Origin of the sequence: Nocardia sp. NPDC050175 (genome assembly GCF_044459885.1) — a bacterium.
In the GTDB taxonomy this organism is placed as follows: Bacteria; Actinomycetota; Actinomycetes; order Mycobacteriales; family Mycobacteriaceae; genus Nocardia.
Window position 1 is genome coordinate 626,884 of record NZ_JBITJI010000002.1, and the last position, 23,212, is coordinate 650,095.

The following is a 23,212-nucleotide window of genomic DNA, read 5'->3' on the forward strand; positions in this document are numbered from 1 at the left end:
GGCAGCCCGCCCGTCCGAATACGAGTGGATAAGCTCCCTCGGTGAGGATTTCGGCGCGCGAGCTGCTCGGGCAACTGCTCGACACCGACTCGTATGTCAGCTGGGACCGGCCACCGATCACGGTGGCCGCGACCCCGCGGTACCGCGAGGCGTTGCACAAGGCTGCGGTCGCGGCGGGCACCGATGAGTCGGTGCTCACCGGCGAAGGACTGCTGCGTGGCCGTCGGGTGGCCGTAATCGCCTGTGAGTTCGGCTTTTTGGCGGGTTCGATCGGCGTCGCCGCGGCTGAACGGATCGTCACGGCGGTCGAGCGCGCCACCGAGCTCGGGCTGCCACTCGTCGCCTCGCCGACCTCCGGCGGCACCCGCATGCAGGAGGGCACCGTCGCGTTCGTGCAGATGGTGAAGATCGCCGGTGCCGTCGCCGCGCACAAGGCCGCGGGCCATCCCTATCTCGTCTACCTGCGTAACCCGACCATGGGCGGCGTGTTCGCGTCGTGGGGTTCGTTGGGGCACATGACTTTTGCCGAACCCGGCGCGCTGATCGGGTTTCTCGGACCGCGCGTCTATCAAGCCCTGTACGGCCAGCCGTTCCCCGAGGGCGTGCAGACGGCCGAAAACCTTTACCGCCGTGGCGTTATCGACGGTGCCGTGCCGATCTCCATCTTCCGCCGCATCGCGCACCGTGCGCTCAGTGTCTTCGGCGGCATCCCGGTGCCGGATTCGACTGCGGGCGAACAAGTTCCGCTCCGTGATCAGCAGCGGGCGACCGAAGCGGTCTCGGCGTGGGAGTCCGTGGTCATTTCGCGACGGCCGGACCGGCCGGGCATTCGCGACCTGCTTCGTCATGTGACACAACGGGTTCCGTTGAGTGGCACCGGACAGGGCGAGTCCGATCGCACCGTGGTGCACGCCCTGGCGCGCTTCCGCGGCCAGCCGTGCGTGGTGTTCGGACACGACCGCGCCGGACAGCAGGGCGGGTACTCGATGGGGCCCGCCGCACTGCGGGAAGCACGCCGCAGCATGGCGCTTGCTGAAGAGTTGCGGTTGCCCCTCGTCCTGGTGATCGACACGGCGGGGGCGGCCTTGTCGAAGGAGGCCGAGGAGCGCGGATTGGCCCCCGAGATCGCTCGCTGCATCGCGGATTTGGTGACCTTGGACACGCCGACCATCTCGGTGCTGCTCGGCCAGGGCACCGGCGGCGGCGCGCTGGCCCTGCTGCCCGCCGACCGCGTCCTGGCCGCCACCCACGGCTGGCTCGCCCCGCTGCCCCCGGAGGGCGCGAGCGCCATCGTTTATCGCGATACCGAACACGCTGCAGAACTGGCTCAGTCGCAACGCATCCGGGCCGCCGACCTGCTCGCCGACGGCGTGGTCGACCGCATCGTCGGTGAATTCCCCGACGCGGCCGACGAACCGGTCGACTTCGCCCGCCGCATGGGCATAGCCATCGCCGACGAGCTCGCCGGGCTACGTCAGCGACCCGCCGCCGAACTGCGCGCACTGCGCAAGCAGCGTTACCGACGACTCGGTCTCCCGAACGCGGTCAACGGCTGAGTGCCGTGCCCTACGCCGCGCTGAGCGCCGCGATCAACTCGCGATACCGCCCGAACGCCGGCTTCGGCGTGTAATCCGAACGCAGCAGTCCGAATTCGAAGTTCATATCCTGTCGCCTGCTGTCGGCGTCGCGCAGCGCGAAGTGCTCATAGGTGTCGATGTTGAGCGTCGGCGCGAGTGTGTCGACCGTGCGAATCACGGTGTCGAGCACCTCTTCCTGCCGTGCGTACGGCCGATCCGGGCCGGTCGGCCAGCCGTTCTCGGTGACGTGGATCGGTGTGGACTCCGGAATACCCGCGGCGGCGAGGCTCTGCTCCCGGAAGCCGGTCAGCACCGCGGTGACCGCGTCGGCCAACGGTGTCGAATCGATGGGCCGGAACACATCTGGAAAGAAGTCGAGGCCGACATAGTCGAGCGCGTCGACGAACTCACTGCCACCGCGCCGACCCAGATCGGCCCAGAACTCCTGGGCCGGATCGAAAATCGGCGTCGAATTACACCCGATCCGCACATCGAGCCCGAGTCGACCGACCTCCTCCTTGGCGGCGAGCACACCCTCGACAATCGCTTGCCGCACAGCGGGATACCCGCCGTCGCCGCCGGGACCCGCATGGTTGGCCTCCTCGGCGACCTGCAGTGACGCGAGCCGCGACCCGAACCGGCGCAATTGGGTGCGGAGGTGGTCCAACCACCCGGTCAGATCGCTGCCACGTTCCCGGAAGCTCACCACCAGATCCACCTTTCGGTTCGCCCCTGCGTATTGCGCCACGTCCGGTGGTGCCTCCAGCGTGCCGCCGATGTCCTCGCCATAGAGCAGATATCCCCGGGCCAAGAACGGATGCTGGCCATGCAACGCGTCGAGCGCCGCAGTGATGTGTTCTGCCTGTTCCGGCGGGCCCGGTGTGAGATTGCCGTGTTCATCGGCGCCGAGGCCGCCCGCGTAGATCCCGAATCGAAGAGCCATGGCCCGACCGTAGCATCGATTCTTGGTGTCACACCAAAATTGGTGTCACGCTATAGTTCGACCCGTCGACAAGGAGGAACGTGGCGCTGCGCGAGGAAAAGAAGCGGGCCACCCGGCTGGCCATCGCCGATGCCGCGCTCGGCCTGTTCGTCGCGCACGGCTTCGACCGGGTGACCGTCGCCGAGGTGGCCGAGGCGGCCAAGGTCTCGATCAACACCGTCTTCAACTACTTCCCGACCAAAGAGGACCTCTTCTTCGATCGGCAAGACGAGGTGATCAACCGGCTTGCGGTCGCGGTGCGCCAGCGCGCCGACGACGAGTCGCCCGCCGCGGCGGTGCGGTGCCTGTTCATGGACGAATTAAGGCAGCACGAGCCGACTTTGGGCCTGTCCGCCGACGCAACGACGTTCTGGCGGGTGATCGATGCGAGCCCTGCGCTGCAGGCCCGCCAGCGCCTGCTCGGCGAACAGGCCGAAGCGGCCCTGGCCGAGGCCATCGCCGAGTCGGTCGGCACCACTGAACGCGACATCAGGCCTCGGCTGTTGGCCGCCGCCCTCGCCGGGATAGATCGCGCGCTGCACGCGGAGATCCGCCGCCGGGTCACGGCAGGCGACTCCGTGAACTCGGTGCGCCGCGACATAGGCAAGGCCGCAGCGGCCTTCGACGCGGTGGCGGACCTAGGTGCGTAGTGCGCCTTACCGAGTTTCTTAGCAAGGCTTACTGAGTCGTGACCGTCACTGTCAGCCAGCGAGAAAGTGCAGGTCGAGCGGTAAACCGAGGGCCAACACGCCAAGGGCCAGCGTTGACGGCTCGCCGCCACACTTCTACCGTCGCAGGGTGACCTTCAGAAGCGAGACCTCCGCTATCCCCTCGATCGTCCTGAACGACGGCAACGTGATCCCGCAACTGGGCTTCGGCGTTTTCCAGGTGCCCGACGACGATGTGACCCCGGTGGTGACCGCGGCGCTGGAGGCCGGCTACCGCAGCATCGACACCGCCGCGATCTACGGGAACGAGGAAGGCACCGGTCGCGCGATCCGCGAGTTCGGCCTGCCGCGCGACGAAATCTATGTCACGACCAAGCTCTGGAACTCCGAGCAGGGCTTCGACTCGACGCTGCGCGCGTTCGACACCAGCATGAAGAAGCTCGGCCTGGACTACCTCGATCTGTACCTGATCCACTGGCCGGTGGCCGTGGCCGATCGCTATGTCGACACCTTCCGCGCCTTCCAGGCACTGAAGGCGCAGGGGCGCATCAAGTCGATCGGTGTGTCGAACTTCACCGCCGCCCACCTCGAGCGGCTCATCGGCGAGACCGGCGAAACCCCGGTGGTGAACCAGATCGAGCTACATCCGCGGCTGGCCCAGCGCGAACTGCGCGACTTCCACGCGGGTCATGCCATCGCCACCGAGGCGTGGAGCCCGCTCGGCCAGGGCACCCTGCTCGACGACAAGACCATCGCCTCGGTCGCCGCCGCGGTCGGCCGCACCCCGGCCCAGGTGATCATCCGCTGGCACCTGCAGCTCGGCAATATCGTCATCCCGAAGTCGGTCACCCCGTCCCGGATCGCGGAGAACTTCGACGTCTTCGGCTTCGAACTCACCCGCGACCAGATGGACGCGATCAACGCACTGGACACCGGCTCCCGCGTCGGCTTCGACCCGGACGAGATGACCGCGGGCCTGGACTAACCCAGGCCCAGATAGCCGGTGAGCTCCACGGCCGCCGCCCGCCCCGCGCGGTTCGCGCCGATCGTGCTCGCGGACGGTCCGTAACCGATCAGGTGGATGCGCGGATCGGCGGCCACCTGGGTGGCCAGTCGTCCGGTCATGGTGATGCCGCCGCCGGGCCCGCGTAGTCGCAGCGGCGCCAAATGGTCCAGCGCGCTGCGGAATCCGGTGGCCCACAGGATCACCTCCGCGTGCTGGAACGAGCCGTCCGCCCAGCGCACCCCGTCCGGTTCGATGTGGTCGAACATCGGCAACCGGTGCAGCACGCCGCGTGCTTTGGCGGCCTGGAGCCGGTCGTCGAGCCGCAGCCCGGTCACCGAGACCACCGACCCGGGCGGCAGCCCTCTGCGCACCCGATCCTCCACCTTGGCGACCGCCGCGCGCCCGTCCTCCGGGCCGAACGACGCGTCGCGGAAGATCGGTTCGGTCCGCGTCACCCAGGTGGTCGAGGTCACCTGGGAGATCTCGTCGAGCAACTGCACCGCGGAGATACCGCCGCCGACCACCACCACGTGCTTGCCCGCGAACTCCGCCGCGGTGCGGTAGTCGCGGGTGTGCAGCTGGCGTCCGGCGAAGGTCTCCGCGCCGCGATAGCGCGGGATGAAGGGATGTTCCCAGGTACCGGTCCCGTTGATCAGGCCGCGCACCCGGATCGTGCCCGCCGAGTCGGTCTCGACATTGAGGATCGGGCCGTGTTCGGCGGGGCTGCCGTCCTCGGTCCGGTCGCACACCACTTTCACCGACACCTGTCGGTGGACCCGCAGGTCGAAGTGCTTTTCGTAGAGCTCGTAATAGTGCGGCACCGCGGTCGCCGCGGGCGCGGCCTCGGAACCGGGCGGCAAGGTCTCCGCGAACGACATGCCCGGGAGGTCGTGCACCCGATTGACCGTGGTCAGGGTGAGCGACGGCCAGCGGAACTGCCAGGCCCCGCCCGGCCCAGGTGCATGGTCCACGATGAGAAAGTCCTGCTCGGGGCGCAGCCCGAGGCGCTGGAGGTGATACCCGGCCGACAGCCCTGCCTGACCAGCGCCGATCACCAGGATAGCGAAGTCTGTCGGCACAGCCGAAGATCGTATCCGCTTCAGCGGTCTGCGCCGTCGGCTGTGGCAAAGTGAATGTAACTAGACGGATCGTTCAGTTGGGGAGGTCGCATGCTCGGAGTTAGCCGAGACGGTGACGTGGTGACCATCGAACTTCAGCGGGAGGAACGGCGCAACGCGCTGAACCTCGAGCTCATCACGCTGCTGCGCGAAGCCGTACTTGCCGCCGTCGCCGACGACGCGCGGGTAATCGTGATAACCGGACGTGGCCCGATCTTCAGTGCGGGCGCGGATTTGTCCGGTGTCTATTCCGACGAGTTCCTCACGGGCCTGCAGGACATGCTGCACACCATCGAGTCGGTCCCGGTGCCGGTGATCTCGGCGATCAACGGTGGCGCGCTCGGCGCGGGCGTGCAGCTGGCGCTCGCCTCGGACCTGCGGGTCATCGCGCCGGACGCCTACATCGCGGTGCCCGCGGCCAAGCTCGGCATCTCGGTGGACCGGTGGACGGTGCGCAGGCTGGCGTCACTGATCGGCGGCGGCCCGGCCAGGACCATCCTGCTCGGCGCGGAGTCGGTGACGGCGGCCGACGCCTACAGCTTCGGCTTCGCCAACCGGCTCGGCTCGTTGGCCGACGCGCAGGCCTGGGCCAAGCAGATCGCCCAGCTCGCGCCGCTGTCGTTGCGGCACATGAAGTTGGTGCTCAACGACGACGGCACCCGCGAGCCGGACAGCGCGCAGCAGCGCGCCGCGCTGGAGGCGGCGTGGACCAGCGCCGACGCACAGGAGGGCCGATTGGCCAGACAAGAGAAGCGCGCCGCGAAATTTGTGGGGCGATGATGAACCTGCGCAGCATTGTCGGCACGGCGGCGGGCGCGCTCGGCCTCACCTGGGTGGTCCGCGCGGCGTGGGGCATCCCGTCCGCGATGGGCGCCTCGATCTCGGCCATTCAGCCGTACGCGACCGGCGCGACCACCTACCGCGACCGGCAGTTCCACAACACCGAGCCGAGCAGCCAGCTGGCCGCGGGATCGGCTCCGTCGCTGTTGATTTCGGCGCTCACCAAGCGCAACGCGGGCCGCCCGACCGGGGTGATCCCGCTGCAGACGCCGCAGCTGCCCGAGACCGCCGCCGATCTGGCCGTCACCTGGTACGGGCATGCCACCGCGCTCGTCGAGATCGACGGCTACCGGGTGCTCACCGATCCTGTTTGGAGCGAACGGGTTTCGCCGTCCGCGCTGGTCGGCCCGAGCCGGATGCATCCGGTGCCGACGCCACTGATCGAGCTGCCCGCGCTCGACGCGGTGCTCATCTCGCACGACCACTACGACCATCTGGACAAGGACACCGTCCGCGAGCTGGTGCTGCGTCAGAACGCGCCGTTCCTGGTCCCGGTCGGCATCGGCGCGCACCTGCGGCACTGGGGTGTGCCGGAGCATCGGATCATCGAATTGGATTGGGGCGGTTCGGTTTCGCTGTCCGCGCTGGGCCGGGCGCACGAGGGCTCGGACCTGGTGCTCACCTGTACCGAGGCGCGGCATTTCTCGGGGCGCGGCCTGGTCCGCAACACCACGCTGTGGGCGTCCTGGTCGATCGTCGGCCCGACCAAGCGGGCGTACTTCGGCGGCGACACCGGATACACCAAGGCGTTCGCGGAAGCCGGTGCGGCACTTGGCCCGTTCGATCTGACGCTGCTGCCGATCGGCGCCTACGACGAGCGCTGGCGCGACGTGCACATGAACCCGGAGGAGGCGGTCCGCGCGCACGCCGATCTGTGCGCGGGCGACCCGGGCCACGGCCTGCTGGTGCCGATCCATTGGGCGACCTTCAATCTGGCGTTCCACGGATGGTCGGAGCCGGTGCGGCGGATGGTGACCGCGGCCGAAGCGGCTGGTACCGCGATCGCGGTGCCGATGCCCGGTCAGCGGGTCGACCCCGGTAGTGCCCCACCACGGGATTCGTGGTGGGAAGATGTGGGTTGACGACATCCTGCTAGTGGGCTAGAGGAAGGAACGAACGCTATGAGCTTCGCGGATACTCTGAAGGGCCTCGTCGGCAAGGGCAAGGACGCGGCGGCCAAGAACGCCGACAAGATCAACGACGCCATCGACAAGGGCGGCGACTTCATCGATCAGAAGACCCAGGGCAAGTACTCGGACAAGATCGCGAAGGGCAAGGAGGCCGCCAAGAAGGTGGTCCCGCCGGAAGATCAGCCGGGTGCGCCTGGCCAGCCGGGCGGTGCCGGTGCGCCGGGCACCACGCCGGAGTCGCCGAGCGCCACCGATACGACGGGTACCGACACCGCGGGCACCGACACGTCGAGCTCACAGATCTGACGAGCGGCGGGGAACCGGCAACTTGTCGGTCCCCGCCTCTAAAATCGGACACATGGCATCCCGCCGGAGCTTCGGTGGCATCGAGGTTGAACTCAGCAACCTCGACAAAGTGCTGTATCCGGCCACCGGCACCACCAAAGGCGAAGTCATCGCCTATTACTCGGCCATCGCGCCCGCCATGCTCCCGCACATCGCCGGTCGCCCGGTCACCAGGAAGCGCTGGCCCAACGGGGTAGACGAGCCGTCCTTCTTCGAAAAGAATCTGCCTGCGCACGCGCCGTCCTGGATCGAACGGCACACCATCCAGCATTCCGACCGCAAGGTCACCTACCCGGTGATCGATTCCGAGGCCGGGCTGGCCTGGCTCGGGCAGCAGGCGGCGCTGGAAGCCCATGTGCAGCAGTGGCGTTTCGACGGCGACGCGGTGGGCCCGGCGACCCGGCTGGTGTTCGACCTCGATCCGGGGCCCGGCGCCGAACTGGCCGATTGCGCGCGGGTCGCGCTCGCGGTCCGCGACATGATCGAGGACATCGGCCTGCGCGCGTTCCCGGTTACCAGTGGCAGCAAGGGTATTCACATCTACGTGCCGCTGGATCGCGAGGTGAGCTCGAGCGGCGCGTCCACCGTGGCCAAGCAGGTGGCCACGAATCTCGAACGGCTGCACCCGGATCTGGTGACCGCGACCATGTCGAAGTCGGTGCGCGGCGGCAAGATCTTCCTCGACTGGAGCCAGAACAACGCGTCGAAGACGACGATCGCGCCGTACTCGCTGCGCGGGCGCGCGCAACCCAACGCGGCGGCACCTCGCTCCTGGAAGGAGATCGAGCACCGGAAGAAGCTGCGGCACTTGCGGTTCGACGAGGTCCTGGCCCGCTGGCAGGACGACGGTGACCTCCTGGCCGAGCTCGATCCGCCACTGCCGAAGGGCGCCACCGGTTCGCCGGAGTCGGGTGCCGACGCGCTGGCCAAGTATCGGTCGATGCGCGATCCGGCGCGTACCCCCGAGCCCGTGCCCGCCGATCGGCCGGAGCCGGGGGAGGGCAATCGCTACGTCGTGCAGGAACACCATGCGCGGCGGCTGCATTGGGATGTGCGGCTGGAGCGCGGCGGCGTGCTGGTGTCCTGGGCGGTGCCGAAAGGCCCACCGACCAGCACGGACCAGAATCGGCTCGCGGTGCACACCGAGGATCACCCGCTGGAGTATCTGGACTTCCACGGCGCCATCCCGAGGGGGCAGTACGGCGCGGGGGAGATGACGATCTGGGATTCCGGCACCTACGACACCGAGAAGTGGCGCGACGACGAGGTGATCGTCGAATTCCACGGCCAGCGGCTCAACGGCCGCTACGCGCTGATCCAGACCAACGGCAACCAGTGGCTGATGCACCTGATGCGCGAGCAGCACGACGACAAAGCGAAAGCGCTCGGTGCGGAGCCGAACGCGCCGTCCGGCCGGATCATCCGGGTGCCGAGCGGACCGTCACCGTTCCCGCGCGGACTCGCGCCGATGCTCGCCACCCCCGGTGACGTCGCCGATCAGGACGCCGGCGAATGGTGCTTCGAGACGAAGTGGGACGGCTTCCGGCTGATCGCTGAAATAGAGTCCGGCACACTGACTTTGCGCAGCCGGGTGGGCAATGTGGTGACCGCGAGGTATCCGGGCATCGCGGCGCTCGCCGACGAATTGGCCGGGCACAGCGTGGTATTGGACGGCGAGGCGGTGGTGTTCGACGACCACGGTGTCGCCAATCTCGGCCTGCTGCAGGCGGACGCGGCGCGCGCGGTGTTCGTCGCCTTCGACGTGCTCTACCTGGACGGCACTTCGCTTGTCCGCAAACGGTATTCGGATCGGCGCCGGGTGCTTGAGGCGCTCGCCGCGACCGCGCCATCGATGATCGTGCCACCCCGGCTGGACGGATCCGGCGCCGACGCGGTGCGCTACAGCCAGGAGCACGACATGGAGGGCGTGGTCGCCAAGCGCAAGGATTCGGTGTACCTGCCTGGCAAGCGCGGTCACTCGTGGGTGAAGCAGCGCAACTGGCGCACCCAGGAGGTGGTCATCGGCGGCTGGCGGCGCAGCGACGCACGCGACTTCAAGTCGCTGCTGGTCGGCATCCCGTACGAGGGCAGGCTGATCTACGTTGGCCGTGTCGGCACCGGATTCAACGAATCCACCATGCAGGAGCTGGCCAAGCGACTGAGCCCGACAGAGCGCAAGACCAGCCCGTTCGACAACGACCTGACCGCCGAGGAACGCAAGGAAGCGGTCTGGGTGACGCCGAAAATCCATGGCACCGTGCGCTTCATGAACTGGACCGAAACCGGCCGCCTATGGCACCCGGCCTGGCTGGGCACCTCGGACTGAGCGCGGACCAACGGCAGGCGACTCGGTTCCGCCACGCCTATTAAAGTGATCCCCGGCGGGACCGATCTCGAACGAGGAGTACACGGTGGACTTCAAGAACTTGGCGAACAAGGCGCTCGACCTGGCCCAGCAGAACGCGGACAAGGTGGAGACCGTCATCGACAAGGCGGGCGATCTCATCGACCAGAAGACCGACGGCAAGTTCGCCAGTCAGGTCGACTCGGCCCAGGAAGCCGCCAAGAAGGCGCTCCACCAGGAGAAGTGACCTCCGTCCAACGAAGCATGGCGGCGGATGGCTCTGGAACTCGACTGCGCCAACGGCACTTTCGACCGCTCGGGCCAGCAGCCGACGGACATCCGCGGCGATGCGACTGACCATGAATGACCGCTGCCGGGCCCGCTGATCTGCCAGTACCGTGAATGCCCCGAGGCCGGAGCGCGTCGGCGGCAGCGTGGCACCCGCCGCACTCCGTCGCGCCTCGCCGGACAGGGGAGGCCTCCATGTGCAGCATCCACGGAGCGGCCGGGGTCGATTCGCCCGCGCTGATCGTGCGGCTCGGCCGAATGTGTCGTTCCGGCAACAAATTAGGGGCGTCGGCGAAACGTCGAGCGAGTGCCGACGGGTTCGGCCACCGGCAAGGTAGGTTGCCTGCCATGGCGACTCCGGACGGAATCGGTAGGGGGACATCGCTCCTCGGCAGCACGGCAATATCCGAGACACCGGTCGGGCGGATCGGCGCGGCGCTAGCGAGAGTCGGCTCGTCGGCGGCGGTCGCCGCGGCGTTGGTGCTGGCGTCGTCGCTGATCACGGCACCGGCCGCGCACGCTCAGGTGCCACCGCCCGACGCTGATCCGTTCTACGCCGCGCCCGCCGACCTCGCCGCCTATCCAGAAGGCGCGATTGTGGACTCGCGCCAGACCGCGTTGTTCGGTCTGCCGCTGCCGGTTTCGACGTGGCAGGTGAAATACCGCAGCACCGACGCGCGCGGCGCCGCGGTGGCCGATGTGGCCACCGTCATGGTGCCGATGGTGCCGTGGCTCGGGCCAGGCCCGCGGCCGCTGCTGTCGTATCAGATCGCCGAAGACAGCCTCGGCTCCCGCTGCGCGCCGTCGTACGCGCTGCGCGGCGGCGGCGACCCCGGCGGTACCCAGGCGTTGATCGACACTCCGTTCATGGCCGTCGCGCTGAGCCGCGGCTGGGCCGTGGTGACCAGCGATCACGAGGGCCCGCAGTCGCGGTTCCTCGACGGCGTCAATTCCGGACGCGGCGTGCTCGACGGTATCCGGGCCGCCCGCGACCTGCCCGCCGCAGGCCTCGGCCCGGCGACTCCCCTTGCCGCGTGGGGCTATTCAGGCGGCGCCTTCGCCACCCTGTGGGCCGCGCAGATGCAGCCGCAGTATGCGCCGGACATCCATTTCGCTGGCATCGCCGCCGGTGGCGTTCCGTCGAACTGGCCCGCCATCGCCCAGCACGTGGACGGCACCATGCAGGCGGGCTTGGCCATGCTGATCGTCATCGCGGCCACCCGCGACAACCCGGGCGCCGGAATCATGGACCTGCTCAACGACCGTGGCCGCGCGATGATCGCCGCCGACAGCGCCGCGTGCGGTCCGGACCTGGTGACGAAGTACCCCAACGCCCGCGTCGACGACTACGCCACGGTCCCGAACCTGTTGGGGCAGCCCGCCTTCCGTGCGGCCACCGACCCGCACGAACTCGACGCCCCGGCACCGAACGTGCCGATGTACCTGTACCACAGCACCAGCGACGACGTGGTCCCCGTTGCCGGGTTCACCGACCTGCTCGGCCGGTACTGCGCCCAGGGTGCCGCCATCACCTCCGTGCATTCCGTACTGCCCGGCCATAACCCGGCCGCCGTCGGCGAGTCGTTCGGCGCGATGGCCTATCTGGCGGACCGGGTCGCGGGTGTGCCGGTCGCACCGGGCTGCCACGAGCGATAACGCGCGGTCCCGGGCGGTCGGTATGCCGATTGCCTTGGCGCACAAACAAAGACGCGGCCCGTACCGAGATTCGGTACGGGCCGCGCCGGTAGTTGTGCGTCAGTTCTTGGAACGGCCGGTCTCGTCCATCCACTTGGTCGTCCCCGGCGCCGCGGTGAGCGTGCTGATCAGGTCGATGCCCGCCACGATCAGCGTCGGGCCGCCCGCGACGATGGTGCCGATGATCCCGCCGACGGCCGCCCCCGCCAGCACGCTGGCGATCACGGTCGGTCCGCCGAGGATGCCGGTCAGCCCGACCAGGGCGCCGATCGCGGTGCCGATGAAACCGCCGATCGCGGTGGCGATGCCGAACGAGGACAGGAACGCGTCCTGCGCGCGCTGGTTCTCGAACGGCGAGGCGATCGGGGTCGCGGTGACCGGACGCGCCTGCGCGACGTCCTTGACCACGGTCAGTTCCAGCACTCGGCCCGCGTCGCTGACCGTGTGCGGCAGCGGGAACTCCAGCCCGTCCTGCCGGAACGCCAGCGGCATGCTGACCACCGTGTTCCCGGCCTCGTCGCGCACGTCGACGACATTGCCGACCACTTCGAACGATCCGCCGGTCAGCGTGGTGATGATCGTGTCCCCCACCAGTTTTGCCTCATAGCCGATCTCGGGAGTCGACGCCACGGCAGGCTGAGCATAGGCAGTGCCCGCGCCGACCGCGACGGCGGCGACGAGGGGCACGGCGGCCGCGGTGATTTTGCGGAGAATCATTCGGGTGTTCCATTCTTCATCAGGTTTCAAGCATTGGAGAACGCCGCGCACGTCGAATTCCTTTCCCCCACTGTGGTGCGCGGTCGAGATGTGATCCAGAGAACAGCTACTCCGCAGATAACTCTACCTCTAGAAAATAGGTTCAGCCCCTGAAATAGGGGGCAAAGGTCCTGTTTAAAGACCGCGAATCAAGTTATAGCAGTTGGCTATTCGGGTTGGTTCAGTGCAGCACATTGATCGCGCGCGCGATGACCAGGGCGGCCAGAATCAGCGAGATCGCCGACTGCGCCATCATCAACGCCTTCGCCCAGCGCGACATCGGCATCACGTCGGTCGGGCTGAACGCGGTCGCGTTGGTGAACGACAGATACAGGTAGTCCATGAACTGCGGCTCCCACTCCGGGCTGGCCAGTTCCGGGTTCTGCATCTGGACGAACATGAAGTCCGGCAACGGCTTTCGGGCATGCGCCCGGGCGGCGGGGCCACCGCGGTCGAACTCCCAGTAGCCGAGGCCGAACACCACCACGTTGGTCAGCCAGACCGCGCCGCCCGAACCGAGCAGCCGGGCCGGATCGTCACTGAGCGTCCCGTCGATCAGTCCGACCACCAGTCGGTCCGCCGAGTACGCCGTCGCCACCGCGAGCAGCCCGACCAGGCCGAGCCCGAGCCAGCGCAGCCAGGTCTCCTCCCGGTCGACCCGGACCGGGTTCGCGATCACCACGACCACCAAAAGCAGCGCCTCCAGCCCCGGCAGCAACCATCCAGGCTCGGGCAAGAATCGATCCGGCAACACCAACTGCAGCCCAATTATGGCCAGCACGGCGGCCGTCGCGGCCAGCCGCGATTCGCCCGCGGTCCGCCGCTGCCAAGCCGGTACTCCGTCGCCGTCGCTCACCCGGCCAGTATCGCCCGCGACGGTCGGCTCGCGCGTTAGGCGTGCGGCCTCGGACCCTCGTCCTCGCAAGCGCTCCTAGCGGCCCTACAGCAGCGACATGCCGAGCGCGAAGGCGCCCGCGCACACCGCAACGACGATGACCAGCGCGATGGCATCACTACGCCCAGGCGAACTGGGATACGCGGCGAGCTCACCCGTGCCGCCCCGCGCGGTGATCGCCTCACCGAGTTCGCCTGCGCGGCGGGTGGATACGGCCATCGCGGCGGTGAGGATATCGATGAGCGGGTTCTCGGTGGCCAGGTAGAGCGGGTTGTCCTTGGGGCGCAGCTTGCGGGCCGCGCGCAACACCCGGATCTCGTCCATCAGCAACGGCAGACCGCGCAGGGTGAGCGCGACCACGACGGCCCATTCGTCCACCGGCACCCGGAGCTTGCGCAGCGGCGCGGCGAGTTTGGCCAGCGCGGGCGCGATATCGCTCATCGGCGTCGTCCAGGCGACGACGAACGACGCGGCCACCATGATCAGGGCGAAGACCACCGTCTGCGCGTAGCGCACCACGGCCTGGGTACCGACCGGCACGTTGATCGCGCCGCCGAGGAGGAGCAACGCCCAGAACCACCACGGCAGCCGTGGCAGGGTGCCGAGCGGCAGTCGTGCGAGCACCCCGATCAACACCAGGAACACGATCATCACGCCGAGCACCGGCCAGGTCGGCAGGAACATCAGCAGGAAGCTGATCAGGAACGCGCTGATCATCTTGGTGCCCGCCCACAGATTGTGGATCGGGCTCGACACCGGCACCCGGCGAAACAGCACCATAGTCATGATCGGCCTCCGCGCTCGAGCCGCCAGGCGGCGTCTCCCGGCTGCCGCAGCGGTGCGGCAGGACGTGAATCATGTTGCTGCGCCGCGTCCTTGGGGACGGCGGCGGCGTCGGACGCCGAGTCGGCGGCGAGTAGTCGACCGGAGCGCAGGTGCACCGTCCGATCGACCACCGCGGCCATGTCCGCCACGTCGTGCGAGATGACGATCAGCGTTAATCCGGAATCCCGCAGCCGCGCAAGCAGTTCCACGATATCGGCGCGGCCCTCCGGGTCGAGTCCGGCCAGCGGCTCGTCGAGCACGACCACCTGCGGGTGGCAGGCCACGATCGCGGCGAGCACCACCCGTTTGGCCTGTCCGCCGCTGAGCTCCTCGATGGACCGCGCGGCCAGCGACCGATCCAAGCCGACCGCGTCGAGCGCCCGTCCGACGGCGCCGGACCCGGTGGTCCGCCCGCCCCAGTCCGCGATCTCCGCGCCGACCGTCTGCTTCTGCAGTTGCAGCCGAGAGTGCTGGAACGCCAACTCGACTCGGCCGATCTGCTTGGTGACCGCCTTGCCCGCGAGTTCGCAGCGGCCGGAGCTCGGTGCGATCAAGCCGGCCATGATCCAGGCGAGGGTGGACTTGCCCGACCCGTTGCCACCGACGATGAGCAGCGCCTCGCCGCGCCGCACCGTCAGGTCGACCGAGTGCAGCGCCGCTGCCTCCCAAGGTGTTCCACGGTTGTAGGTGTATTGGACGTCGCGCAGTTCGAGGATCGTGTCGCCCATCGGCCTGCGCCGCACGTCCCGCACCGGCCGCGGCCAGGCGGCCAGCCGCTCGACCGCGCGGCCATGGTCCAGGTGCACCACCCGGTCCGCTGCGGCCGCATCGGCCTCGTGATGGGTCACCAGCACGACCGCCATCGAATGCCGTTTCGGCAGTGCCGCAAGCAATTCGACGAGCTCGCGTCGTCCTTCCGGATCGATCATCGAGGTGGCCTCATCGGCGATGAGCAGCGCGGGTTTCCTGGCGAGCGCCGCGGCGACCGCGAGCCGCTGCTGCTGCCCGCCGGACAGCGTCGCCGTTTCCTTGTCGCCCATGCCGTCCAGGCCCACCTCACCGAGCAACGCGTCGACATCGACTTCGGCGGCGAGCCCGGTCGAGAGGCCCCACACGACATCATCGGCGACGAGCACGCCGAGCGTCTGACTCTCCGGCCGCTGCAACACCAGTGCGGTACCGCCTTGATGTCCCAGCCCCGCGGACCCGGGCCGCTCGACCGTTCCCGCGGTGGGCGGGAGCCCGGCCAGCAGCCGGGTCAGCGTCGACTTCCCGGAACCGTTGTGCCCGACGACCGCGACGAATTCGCCGACCTCAACGGTGAGGTCGATCTCGCGCAGCGCGTCGCGCACGGTACCCGGGTAACGGAAGGCCGCCCCGCGCAAGGTCACCGGCAGCGGCGCGATCGCGCGATCGTCCAGCGGCGCGTCGAGCCGGTCCTGGCCGGGCAGCCAGGTCAGCCGGTCCAGCACCGAGCCGAGCACGAACCAGGAGAAGATCGCGGTCGCCACCATGCCCGACGCGACGCCGCCGCCGACCCAGGCCCACCACCAGCGCAGCACCGAATCGGTGAGGTCGGCGGCCGCGCGCCCGAGCGGCTCGAGCTGCTGCTGGCGCGCCGCGAGATCCTGGAGGCCGCGCGAGGTGTTGCGCAGGGTGTCGAACAGCAGATTCCGCCCCGCGGAGAACAACTGCAGCAGGCCGACCGCGAACCCGGCCCACACCAGGCCTGCGATGGTGGAAAGGCCGAGCACCGAGACGAATCCGCCGCCGCGCCGTTTCGTGGTCCCGATGATGCCCGCGATCGTGGCCGTCGCCATCAGCCCGGTGGTGGCGAGCAGGCCGGTCGCGACGAAGGTGACCACCGTCGCCGCGACGGCGGCGGTGACCAGCGCGCGCAGCCGGTAGCGCTGCGCGATCAACCCCATCGGCACCGCGGCCACCAGGTTCAGCGCGGCCGCGAACGGCATGACCGAGCCGACGGTGACCAACCCGACGGTGGCACCGCCCAGCACGGCGCCGACGGCCAGCTCGATCGGTCGTAGCGGCCCGTGTTCGGCCGTTCCGTCAGCTATCGGGCGTCCAGTCACGGCACAAGTCTGCCAGTGTGTGCACTCGGCGCGCCGTCAAGCGGCCGGGCGGCTTCGGACATTCGTCCTCGCAAGCGCTGCTAGGTGAGGGTGTAGTCATTCGGGTCGAGCCTGCGGATGCGGCGGCGGTAACTGGTCTGCGAGCCCGGCCAGTTGTTGGTGATGCGGCCCGCGGCGTTGCGGTACCAGCTGGAGCAGAAGTTCCACGGGGTGCGGGCGAGCCGTTGCTGCAGGGCGGCGTTGAAGCGTTCTTCCTGATCAGCACGGACCTCGAGGCAGCGCCCTCGGCGTTGATCGAGCAACTCGACGGCCTGCCGGATGTAGCGGGTCTGCGATTCGATCATGTAGATGATCGAGCCCGCACTGAGATTGGTGTTGGGCCCATAGACAAGGAACAGATTCGGGAAGTCCGGCACCGAGATGCCGTAGTAGGCATGCGCGCCGTCGGTCCACGCGTCGGACAGCTTGTGGCCAGCGCGGCCGTAAATGTTCATCGGCCACAGGAATTCGGTGCCCTTGAACCCGGTGCCGTAGATGATCACGTCCACCGCGTGCACGGTGCCGTCGGCGGTGCGCACACCCTCGGGCACCACCTCGGTGATCGCGGTGGTCTCCACCCGCACGTTCGGCTGCGTCAACGCGGGGTAGTAGTCGTTGGAGAACAGGGCGCGCTTACAGCCGATCGGATAGTCGGGGGTCAGTGTGGTCCGCAACGCCGGATCGGTCACCTGCTTGTGCAGATGACGGTCGGCGATCCGCGCCACCAGCCGGGCGATGGCCGGGAATTCGACGAGGCCGAGCGACACGAAATCCGCGATGGCCCACCAGCCGAAGCGCTCGACCAGCAGCGCGCCGGGCAGCCTGGCGAACAGCCGGTGCTGAATCGGCGAGTAGTCGGTGTCGAATTTGGGGATCACCCAGGCCGGGGTGCGCTGGAACAGGGTGAGCTCGGCGACCTTCGGCTGGATCTCCGGGATGTACTGGATGGCGCTGGCGCCGGTGCCGATGCAGGCGACGCGCTTGCCGCTGAGTTCGACGCCGTGGTCCCAGGTGGCGGAGTGGAACGCCGGGCCCGCGAAGGTGTCGAGGCCGGGGATGTTCGGCAGCGCGGGCCGCGACAGCTGGCCGACCGCCGAGATCAGGACGTCCACGGTTCGCGCCGCGCCATCCGCGGTGCGGACGGTCCAGTGCCCGGCCGCGTCGTCGAATTCGGCGTCGGTCACCTCGGCGCCGAACCGGATCGCGTCGAGCACACCGTTGCGCTCCGCGACACCGCGCAGATAGCCGTGGATGGCGTCGCGGCCGGAGTAGCGCTGCGGCCAGTCCGGTTTCGGCTCGAACGAGAAGGAGTACAGCGGGGACGGCACGTCGCAGGCGGCGCCGGGATAGGTGTTCTCCCGCCACACTCCGCCGAGGTCGGCGGCCCGCTCCAGGATGGTGATGTCGTGGAACCCATTGCGGCGCAATTCGATCGCCATGCCGATGCCGCCGAAGCCCGCGCCGATGATGAGGACCGACGGTCGATTGCCCGTTGTCATGTGACGCTCCTCACAAGACTGAAGATAATTCCACTGTAGGGGGCGTCGGGATAGTTGATCGAGAAATTCGGCCATACTGAGCGGCGTGGAGCGGGTGCAGGATCCGGGAATCCGCGACTGGAACTTTCCGCGCGGGATAGCCAGCGTGGCGCTGATGGTCGGCTACGCGGCCGAGCGTGGCGTGCCGGTCGGGCGGATGCTCGCCGGAACGGGCTTGTCCGAGCCGGTGCTGCGCGACCCGGACGCGCAGATCGACGCGCACATCGAGCTCACCGTGGTCCGCAATCTGGTGCGTGAACTGGCCGATTGGCCCGCGCTCGGCGTCGAGGTCGGCCGCCGCTATCGGATCACCACCTTCGGCATCTTCGGCTTCGCGTGCGTCAGCAGCCCGACTCTCGGCGAGGCGATCTCGTTCGCGCTGCGGTATCTGGAGTTGAGCTTCACCTTCAGCCTGCCCGTCGCCGAATGGCGTGAGGGGGAGTTCATCGCCTGGGTGCACGATGAGCTGATACCCGCGGATGCGCGGCAGTTCCTGGTCGAACGCGACGTCACCGCCATGCATCAGGTGATGAGCGATCTGCTCGGCAGGCACTTGCCGCTGGCCAGGGCCGAGTTCCGTTTTCCGGAACCGGATTACGCCGATCGGATCGAGGCGGTCACCGTGGTGCGCCCCAAGTTCGGGCAGCCGCGCAACCTGTTCGCGATCGAGCCCGCGGTGCTGGATCAGCCACTGCCGCAGGCGAATGAGCAGACCTGGGCCATGTGCCTGGCCCAGTGCCGCGACCTGGTGCATCGCCGCCGGGCCCGCACCGGCATCGCCGCCGAGGTGCGTGAACTGCTGGTGCCCGGCGGCATCGACGGATTCGCCGGGCCGCCCGGAATCGACTCCGTCGCACGCGATCTCAACATGAGCACCCGAACCCTGCGCCGCCATCTCGACGCCGCGGGCACCAGCTATCGCGCGCTGCTCGACGAGGTGCGCCGCGCGCTGGCCGAGGAAATGCTCTCCGCCACTCCGCTTTCGGTGAGCGACGTGGCGATCCGGCTCGGCTACGCCGAATCCTCGACGTTCATCTACGCGTTCAAGCGCTGGACCGGCGCGACGCCCGCGGCCTATCGCCGCGAACGGGCGGTCCGCCGCTGACCGGCTCGGGTCAGCTCGGCAGCGCGCCGAGCCAGCCGCTCATCGGGACGGTGCGGAAATGTGTTGTCAGGCTGTGTTTCTCATCGATCAGATGCAGCGCGACGGCCGGGTCGGGCGCGTAGTCCATCACGTGGTCGGGCAGGTCGAGCTCCCAGACGCCGCCCAGGACCGACGCGGTGCTCGGCGCCACCAGCAGTGGCCGTCCGGCGAATGTCGTTGTCGCCGAGGAATGTGCGTGACCGGTGAGCACCGCGATGATGCGTTTGTCGCCGGCCACCAGTTCGGCGAACTTCTCCGGCTCCTCCAGCGAGATATCGTCGACGACCGGGCTGAACAGATACGCGGGCGGGTGATGTAGCGCGAGCAGGATCGGCTTGTCGGCCGGGGCAGTGGCGAGCACACCGTGCAGCCAGGTGTACGTCTCGTCGCCGATCCGGCCGCTGTCCGCGCCGGGAATGCTCGAATCCAGCAGTGCGACGGTCAGATCCCCGACGCGGTGGGCGTGATTGATCGGTGCGGTCGAGGCGGCTTCGCCGAGCAGCGTGCTGCGGAAGGTGGCGCGATCGTCGTGATTGCCGGGGATCGCATACACCGGAATGTCGATGTCGAACGCGAGTCTGGCCTCGGCGTATTGCTCGGCCTTGCCGGAATTGGTGACGTCACCGGTCACCAGGATCGCGTCCGGCTTGCGGCGTAAGCCTGCGAGAAAGGTCATGACCCGCTCGACCCGTTCGGCGTTGCGGGCGCCGAGATCGAAATGTGTGTCGCTGACCTGAGCCACCAGGATCATCGGCATTCGCTTTCTCTGGGGGATCGCTCCGTTGCGTCAGAGTGTGCCCGCCTCCCGTGCGCGACACATACTAAGGCTAGTTGACCTGCGTGTTACGCGTCGCCATGAGGCTCACCACCAGCGGAAACCTGCGCGGCGGTCTGTGTTCGCGCTCACGGGGACTGCTCGCCGACGGTCGCCGACAGCGTCTGCAACGACCGCAGGAAGGCCCGCCGATCCGCCGCGGGCAGCTGCGACAGCAGGCGATTCTCCTGCTCCTGGATGTCGGCCTGCACTCGGTCGCGCAGCGTGCGCCCGGCCGGGGTGATCGACACCAGGTTGACCCGCCGATCCGCTGGATCCGGGGCGCGCTCGATCAGCCCGCCCTGCTGCAGTTCATCGAGCACTCCGATGATCCGAGTCTTGTCGGCATTGATCGACTTGGCCAGCGCCGCCTGCGTATAGACGGGTTCCTTACCGAGTCCGAGCAGCACGGAATATCCCCACATCGACAGCTCATGCCGTTCGAGCACGGGCAGTTCCGCCGCGATGAGCCCCCGGATCAGCGGGGCCATCATCGCGGCGAGGTCGGGGCGAGGAGCTTCGGACATGGCTAGAAAATACCGCTCGACAGATGATAGGCGTGTGCATACGATGTGCTCGTACTTATTATTATGGACTGAGGAGCAGCCGACTATGACCGCCGAACCGAATATCAGCGCTGAACTGCGCACCCTCGACACCTTGCAGAGCAGCATCGACCTCATCGCGTTCAACGCGCAGGCGGTGCGGACGAGCATCGGCCTGGTCGACCAGTTGACCAGCGCTGACCTGAGCAAGCCGACGCCGTGCGCCGGTTGGACGCTGCACGGGCTGCTGACGCACATGATCGCCCAGCACTACGGATTCGCGGCGGCGTCCCGTGGTGACAGCGACCCGGTCCGGTGGAAACTGCGCCCGCTCGGCGCGGATCCGGTGGCGAGCTATCGCGCCGCCGCCGAGCATGTCATCGAGGCGTTCGCCGAGCCCGGCGTGCTCGACCGGAAGTTCTCGCTGGCGGAGTTCAGCGCCGACTACGAGTTCTCCGGCGCTCAGGCGGTGAGCTTCCACTTCATCGACTACGTCGTCCATTCCTGGGACGTGGCAAAGACTTTGGGACTGACCGTGCACTTCGACGCGGAACTGGTCGAGGCCGCGTTCCCGGTGGCGCAAGCGGTCCCCGGCGGCGATATCCGACTCGCCCCCGGCGCCGCGTTCGGCCCGGAGGTCCAGTGGTCCACCGAGGATCGGCTCGACCAGATCATCGCGATGCTCGGCCGGTCACCGGAGTGGCCGCGCTGAGCTAGCGGGTACCGCTCAGCAATTCGCCTGCGCGGCGGAGCAATTCGTCGGTCTCGTCCGGCTCGGCCTGGATCGGACGCCAGAAGTCCGTGTCGGGCGTCGCTGCCAGGGCGAGTTCCGGCGGGGTGCGCCAGTCCGCCGTCAGGCCGAGTCGCCACGAATGCAGATAGGTCCGCTCGTGCGCGCCCGACTTGTCGAAGAGTGGATCGCCGACGATCGGGTGGCCGATCCACGCCAGTTGCACCCGAATCTGGTGGCGGCGCCCGGTGATCGGGCGCAGCGCGAGCACCGCGTGCTCGTCGCGGCGCAGCACCGTCACGAAGTCGGTGCGTGACGGATAGTTCTTGGTATCGAGCAGATCGGCGTCGTCGACGAACCAGCGATCCGCCGCTCGGTGAATGCTCTCCCGCGGCGCCGCGATGCGGACGCGGTTCTTGCGCCCGACGCTCAGCGGCAGGTCGATCACGCCCGCGTCGGGCAGCTCGCTCGACGCGACGATGGCGAGGTACGCCTTCTCCGCAGTCTGCTTGTTGAACTGCCTGGTCAACTGCCCGTGCGCGCCCAGTTCCTTGGCGAGCAACACCAGCCCTGAGGTCACCTTGTCGATCCGGTGCACCGGGTAGAGCGTCTCGCCCGCCGCGGCCGCCAACTCGACGAGATCGGTGTCGTGCCGCTCCCCGGTGACGGAGATCCCGGCGGGCTTGTGCAACGCCAGGATCGCGTCGTCCTCTTCGACGAGGAATCGCGCACGCAGCTCGGACCAGTCCATTTCCACTGGCACGAGCTTAGATCGCGGTAGCGGCCGGGCTCGAGCGCGGTGGCCTCAGTTGTTCTTCTCGTTGCGGCGCAGGATGTGCGGGCGCAGGCGATTGAAACCGCGGACGCGGACGCTGCGCAGGTTCTTGATGATGAACTCGGGATCACCGTCGAGCGCGACGGCGGCCTCGTCATCGACGAGCACCGTGCCGGGCCGGGCGACGCCGGTGAGGCGGGACGCGATGTTCACGACCGAGCCGTACAGGTCGCCGAACCGTTGCAGCACTTCGCCGTACGCCACGGCGACGCGCAGTTCGGGCGTGCCGCCGACCATCATCGTCGACTCCTGGATGGCCAGCGCGATGCGGGCTGCGTTGGCGGCGCTGTTCGCCGCGAACATGACTTCGTCGCCGACGTTCTTGACCACCCAGCCGCCGTTCTCGGTGATCGCGGCGGTGGTGGTGGATTCGAACGACTCCAGCAGCAGCGAGAGCTCGTCCGGGTGCAGGTGCCTGGTCAGCCGGGTGTAGCCGACCATGTCCGCGAAGCCGACCGCCAGCTCGCGGATGGTCTCGCCGGCCGAGGTGCCCGGGTCGAGCGACCGGGACAGCGCGGCGGCGAGGTGCCGACGCCAGGCGTAGGTGTTGAGCTGTTCGAGCGTCGCGATGGTGCCCTCGGTGGCGGTGCGAATGGTTTCCTCGGGATCGGCGGCCGGGTCGGCCGCGGCGATGCGTTCGCCGATCTCGGCCAGCACCAGGTCGACCTGCCATTCCGCCAGCCGGGCCATGCCCTGGCCCAGGGTGCGCGCGGTCGCCGCCTGCTGCCTGGCGTCGGCGGAGGAGAGGATGTTCAGGTCGCGGAAATTCCGCAGCGCCGAGATATCGGCCTCGGTGTAGTCGATGGCATCGTCGTCCAGCCCCGCCGGAAAGCCGAGTGCGGTCCATAACCGCTTGGTCAGCGCGGTGGTCGTCCCCGCCTGCCCGGCCACATCGGTGCGGCTGTACTGCCGGTTCCCGTCCAGCAGATACGACTCGACGATCGACTGCACCAGCTCGGACTTCTCGGTGGGCACCATGCCCGTACCTTACGACGACCACCCCACTAC

Annotated in this window: 22 protein-coding genes; 11 read left to right on the forward strand and 11 right to left on the reverse strand. The window is 68.4% G+C overall.

Features of this window, described 5'->3' with window-relative positions; all coding sequences use genetic code 11:
• Positions 1-41: 41 nt before the first annotated feature.
• Positions 42-1,556 carry a carboxyl transferase domain-containing protein gene (locus ACIBK2_RS08500; RefSeq protein ID WP_396965059.1) on the forward strand — a complete coding sequence of 505 codons (1,515 nt, stop codon included), beginning with the start codon at positions 42-44 and terminating at the stop codon, positions 1,554-1,556.
• Between the two features lie 10 nt (positions 1,557-1,566).
• Here ACIBK2_RS08500 and ACIBK2_RS08505 read toward each other — a convergent pair whose 3' ends face one another.
• Entirely contained in the window at positions 1,567-2,520 is a 954-nt protein-coding gene (locus tag ACIBK2_RS08505; protein WP_396965061.1) for a hypothetical protein, read from the reverse strand.
• 80 nt (positions 2,521-2,600) lie between these two features.
• Between ACIBK2_RS08505 and ACIBK2_RS08510 the strand changes: the two genes are divergently transcribed.
• Positions 2,601-3,209 carry a TetR/AcrR family transcriptional regulator gene (locus ACIBK2_RS08510; protein ID WP_396965063.1) on the forward strand — a complete coding sequence of 203 codons (609 nt, stop codon included), beginning with the start codon at positions 2,601-2,603 and terminating at the stop codon, positions 3,207-3,209.
• A 148-nt stretch (positions 3,210-3,357) separates the two neighbouring features.
• Complete coding sequence (locus ACIBK2_RS08515) at positions 3,358-4,212, forward strand: aldo/keto reductase (protein WP_396965065.1); 855 nt, start codon at positions 3,358-3,360, stop codon at positions 4,210-4,212.
• Here ACIBK2_RS08515 and ACIBK2_RS08520 read toward each other — a convergent pair.
• Positions 4,209-5,312, reverse strand: coding sequence for an NAD(P)-binding domain-containing protein (locus ACIBK2_RS08520; RefSeq protein WP_396965067.1), 1,104 nt, complete (start codon positions 5,310-5,312; stop codon positions 4,209-4,211). The two genes, ACIBK2_RS08515 and ACIBK2_RS08520, sit on opposite strands and share 4 nt — an antisense overlap.
• A 90-nt stretch (positions 5,313-5,402) precedes the next feature.
• Between ACIBK2_RS08520 and ACIBK2_RS08525 the strand changes: the two genes are divergently transcribed.
• From ACIBK2_RS08525 to ACIBK2_RS08550, 6 genes are all read left to right on the forward strand, one after another.
• Positions 5,403-6,131, forward strand: coding sequence for an enoyl-CoA hydratase (locus ACIBK2_RS08525; protein ID WP_396965069.1), 729 nt, complete (start codon positions 5,403-5,405; stop codon positions 6,129-6,131).
• A complete protein-coding gene (locus tag ACIBK2_RS08530) occupies positions 6,131-7,273 on the forward strand; it encodes an MBL fold metallo-hydrolase (RefSeq protein WP_396965071.1) in 1,143 nt (380 codons plus the stop codon). The genes ACIBK2_RS08525 and ACIBK2_RS08530 overlap by 1 nt, the downstream gene beginning before the upstream one ends.
• A gap of 39 nt (positions 7,274-7,312) precedes the next feature.
• Positions 7,313-7,627 carry an antitoxin gene (locus tag ACIBK2_RS08535; protein ID WP_396965073.1) on the forward strand — a complete coding sequence of 105 codons (315 nt, stop codon included), beginning with the start codon at positions 7,313-7,315 and terminating at the stop codon, positions 7,625-7,627.
• Between the two features lie 52 nt (positions 7,628-7,679).
• Complete coding sequence (locus ACIBK2_RS08540) at positions 7,680-9,992, forward strand: ATP-dependent DNA ligase (protein ID WP_396965075.1); 2,313 nt, start codon at positions 7,680-7,682, stop codon at positions 9,990-9,992.
• Between the two features lie 85 nt (positions 9,993-10,077).
• A complete protein-coding gene (locus ACIBK2_RS08545; RefSeq protein ID WP_396965077.1) occupies positions 10,078-10,257 on the forward strand; it encodes an antitoxin in 180 nt (59 codons plus the stop codon).
• Positions 10,258-10,646: 389 nt separating this feature from the next.
• Positions 10,647-11,954, forward strand: a complete 1,308-nt coding sequence (locus ACIBK2_RS08550) for a lipase family protein (protein ID WP_396965079.1) — start codon at positions 10,647-10,649, stop codon at positions 11,952-11,954.
• A 99-nt stretch (positions 11,955-12,053) separates the two neighbouring features.
• Here ACIBK2_RS08550 and ACIBK2_RS08555 read toward each other — a convergent pair whose 3' ends face one another.
• The 5 genes from ACIBK2_RS08555 to ACIBK2_RS08575 all read right to left on the reverse strand — a co-directional run bounded on the left by ACIBK2_RS08555 (position 12,054) and on the right by ACIBK2_RS08575 (position 18,097).
• Positions 12,054-12,710 carry an ammonium transporter gene (locus ACIBK2_RS08555; protein WP_396965081.1) on the reverse strand — a complete coding sequence of 219 codons (657 nt, stop codon included), beginning with the start codon at positions 12,708-12,710 and terminating at the stop codon, positions 12,054-12,056.
• A 220-nt stretch (positions 12,711-12,930) separates the two neighbouring features.
• Positions 12,931-13,605: a hypothetical protein gene (locus ACIBK2_RS08560; RefSeq protein ID WP_396965083.1), complete on the reverse strand. Its 675-nt coding sequence runs from the start codon at positions 13,603-13,605 to the stop codon at positions 12,931-12,933.
• A gap of 84 nt (positions 13,606-13,689) precedes the next feature.
• The gene (locus tag ACIBK2_RS08565; RefSeq protein ID WP_396965085.1) at positions 13,690-14,430 is read right to left on the reverse strand and encodes an energy-coupling factor transporter transmembrane component T family protein; all 741 of its coding nucleotides are present in this window, start codon (positions 14,428-14,430) and stop codon (positions 13,690-13,692) included.
• Entirely contained in the window at positions 14,427-16,559 is a 2,133-nt protein-coding gene (locus ACIBK2_RS08570) for an ATP-binding cassette domain-containing protein (RefSeq protein WP_396965087.1), read from the reverse strand. Before ACIBK2_RS08570 ends, ACIBK2_RS08565 begins: the two co-directional genes overlap by 4 nt.
• Before the next feature lie 80 nt (positions 16,560-16,639).
• Positions 16,640-18,097 (reverse strand): flavin-containing monooxygenase, encoded by a 1,458-nt coding sequence (locus ACIBK2_RS08575; RefSeq protein ID WP_396965089.1) that lies wholly within the window; start codon positions 18,095-18,097, stop codon positions 16,640-16,642.
• Positions 18,098-18,182: 85 nt separating this feature from the next.
• Between ACIBK2_RS08575 and ACIBK2_RS08580 the strand changes: the two genes are divergently transcribed.
• Entirely contained in the window at positions 18,183-19,241 is a 1,059-nt protein-coding gene (locus tag ACIBK2_RS08580; RefSeq protein WP_396965091.1) for an AraC family transcriptional regulator, read from the forward strand.
• A gap of 10 nt (positions 19,242-19,251) precedes the next feature.
• On the opposite strand, the gene ACIBK2_RS08585 is transcribed toward ACIBK2_RS08580, so the two are convergent.
• The gene (locus ACIBK2_RS08585; protein WP_396965093.1) at positions 19,252-20,037 is read right to left on the reverse strand and encodes a metallophosphoesterase; all 786 of its coding nucleotides are present in this window, start codon (positions 20,035-20,037) and stop codon (positions 19,252-19,254) included.
• Between the two features lie 146 nt (positions 20,038-20,183).
• Positions 20,184-20,621 carry a MarR family winged helix-turn-helix transcriptional regulator gene (locus ACIBK2_RS08590; protein ID WP_396965095.1) on the reverse strand — a complete coding sequence of 146 codons (438 nt, stop codon included), beginning with the start codon at positions 20,619-20,621 and terminating at the stop codon, positions 20,184-20,186.
• Positions 20,622-20,706: 85 nt separating this feature from the next.
• On the opposite strand from ACIBK2_RS08590, the gene ACIBK2_RS08595 reads away from it, so the two are divergent.
• Positions 20,707-21,351, forward strand: a complete 645-nt coding sequence (locus ACIBK2_RS08595; protein ID WP_396965097.1) for a TIGR03086 family metal-binding protein — start codon at positions 20,707-20,709, stop codon at positions 21,349-21,351.
• Between the two features lies 1 nt (position 21,352).
• On the opposite strand, the gene ACIBK2_RS08600 is transcribed toward ACIBK2_RS08595, so the two are convergent.
• Both ACIBK2_RS08600 and ACIBK2_RS08605 read right to left on the reverse strand, forming a co-directional pair.
• Complete coding sequence (locus ACIBK2_RS08600) at positions 21,353-22,120, reverse strand: pseudouridine synthase family protein (protein ID WP_396965877.1); 768 nt, start codon at positions 22,118-22,120, stop codon at positions 21,353-21,355.
• A gap of 54 nt (positions 22,121-22,174) precedes the next feature.
• Positions 22,175-23,182, reverse strand: a complete 1,008-nt coding sequence (locus ACIBK2_RS08605; protein ID WP_396965099.1) for an adenylate/guanylate cyclase domain-containing protein — start codon at positions 23,180-23,182, stop codon at positions 22,175-22,177.
• Positions 23,183-23,212 lie beyond the last annotated feature (30 nt).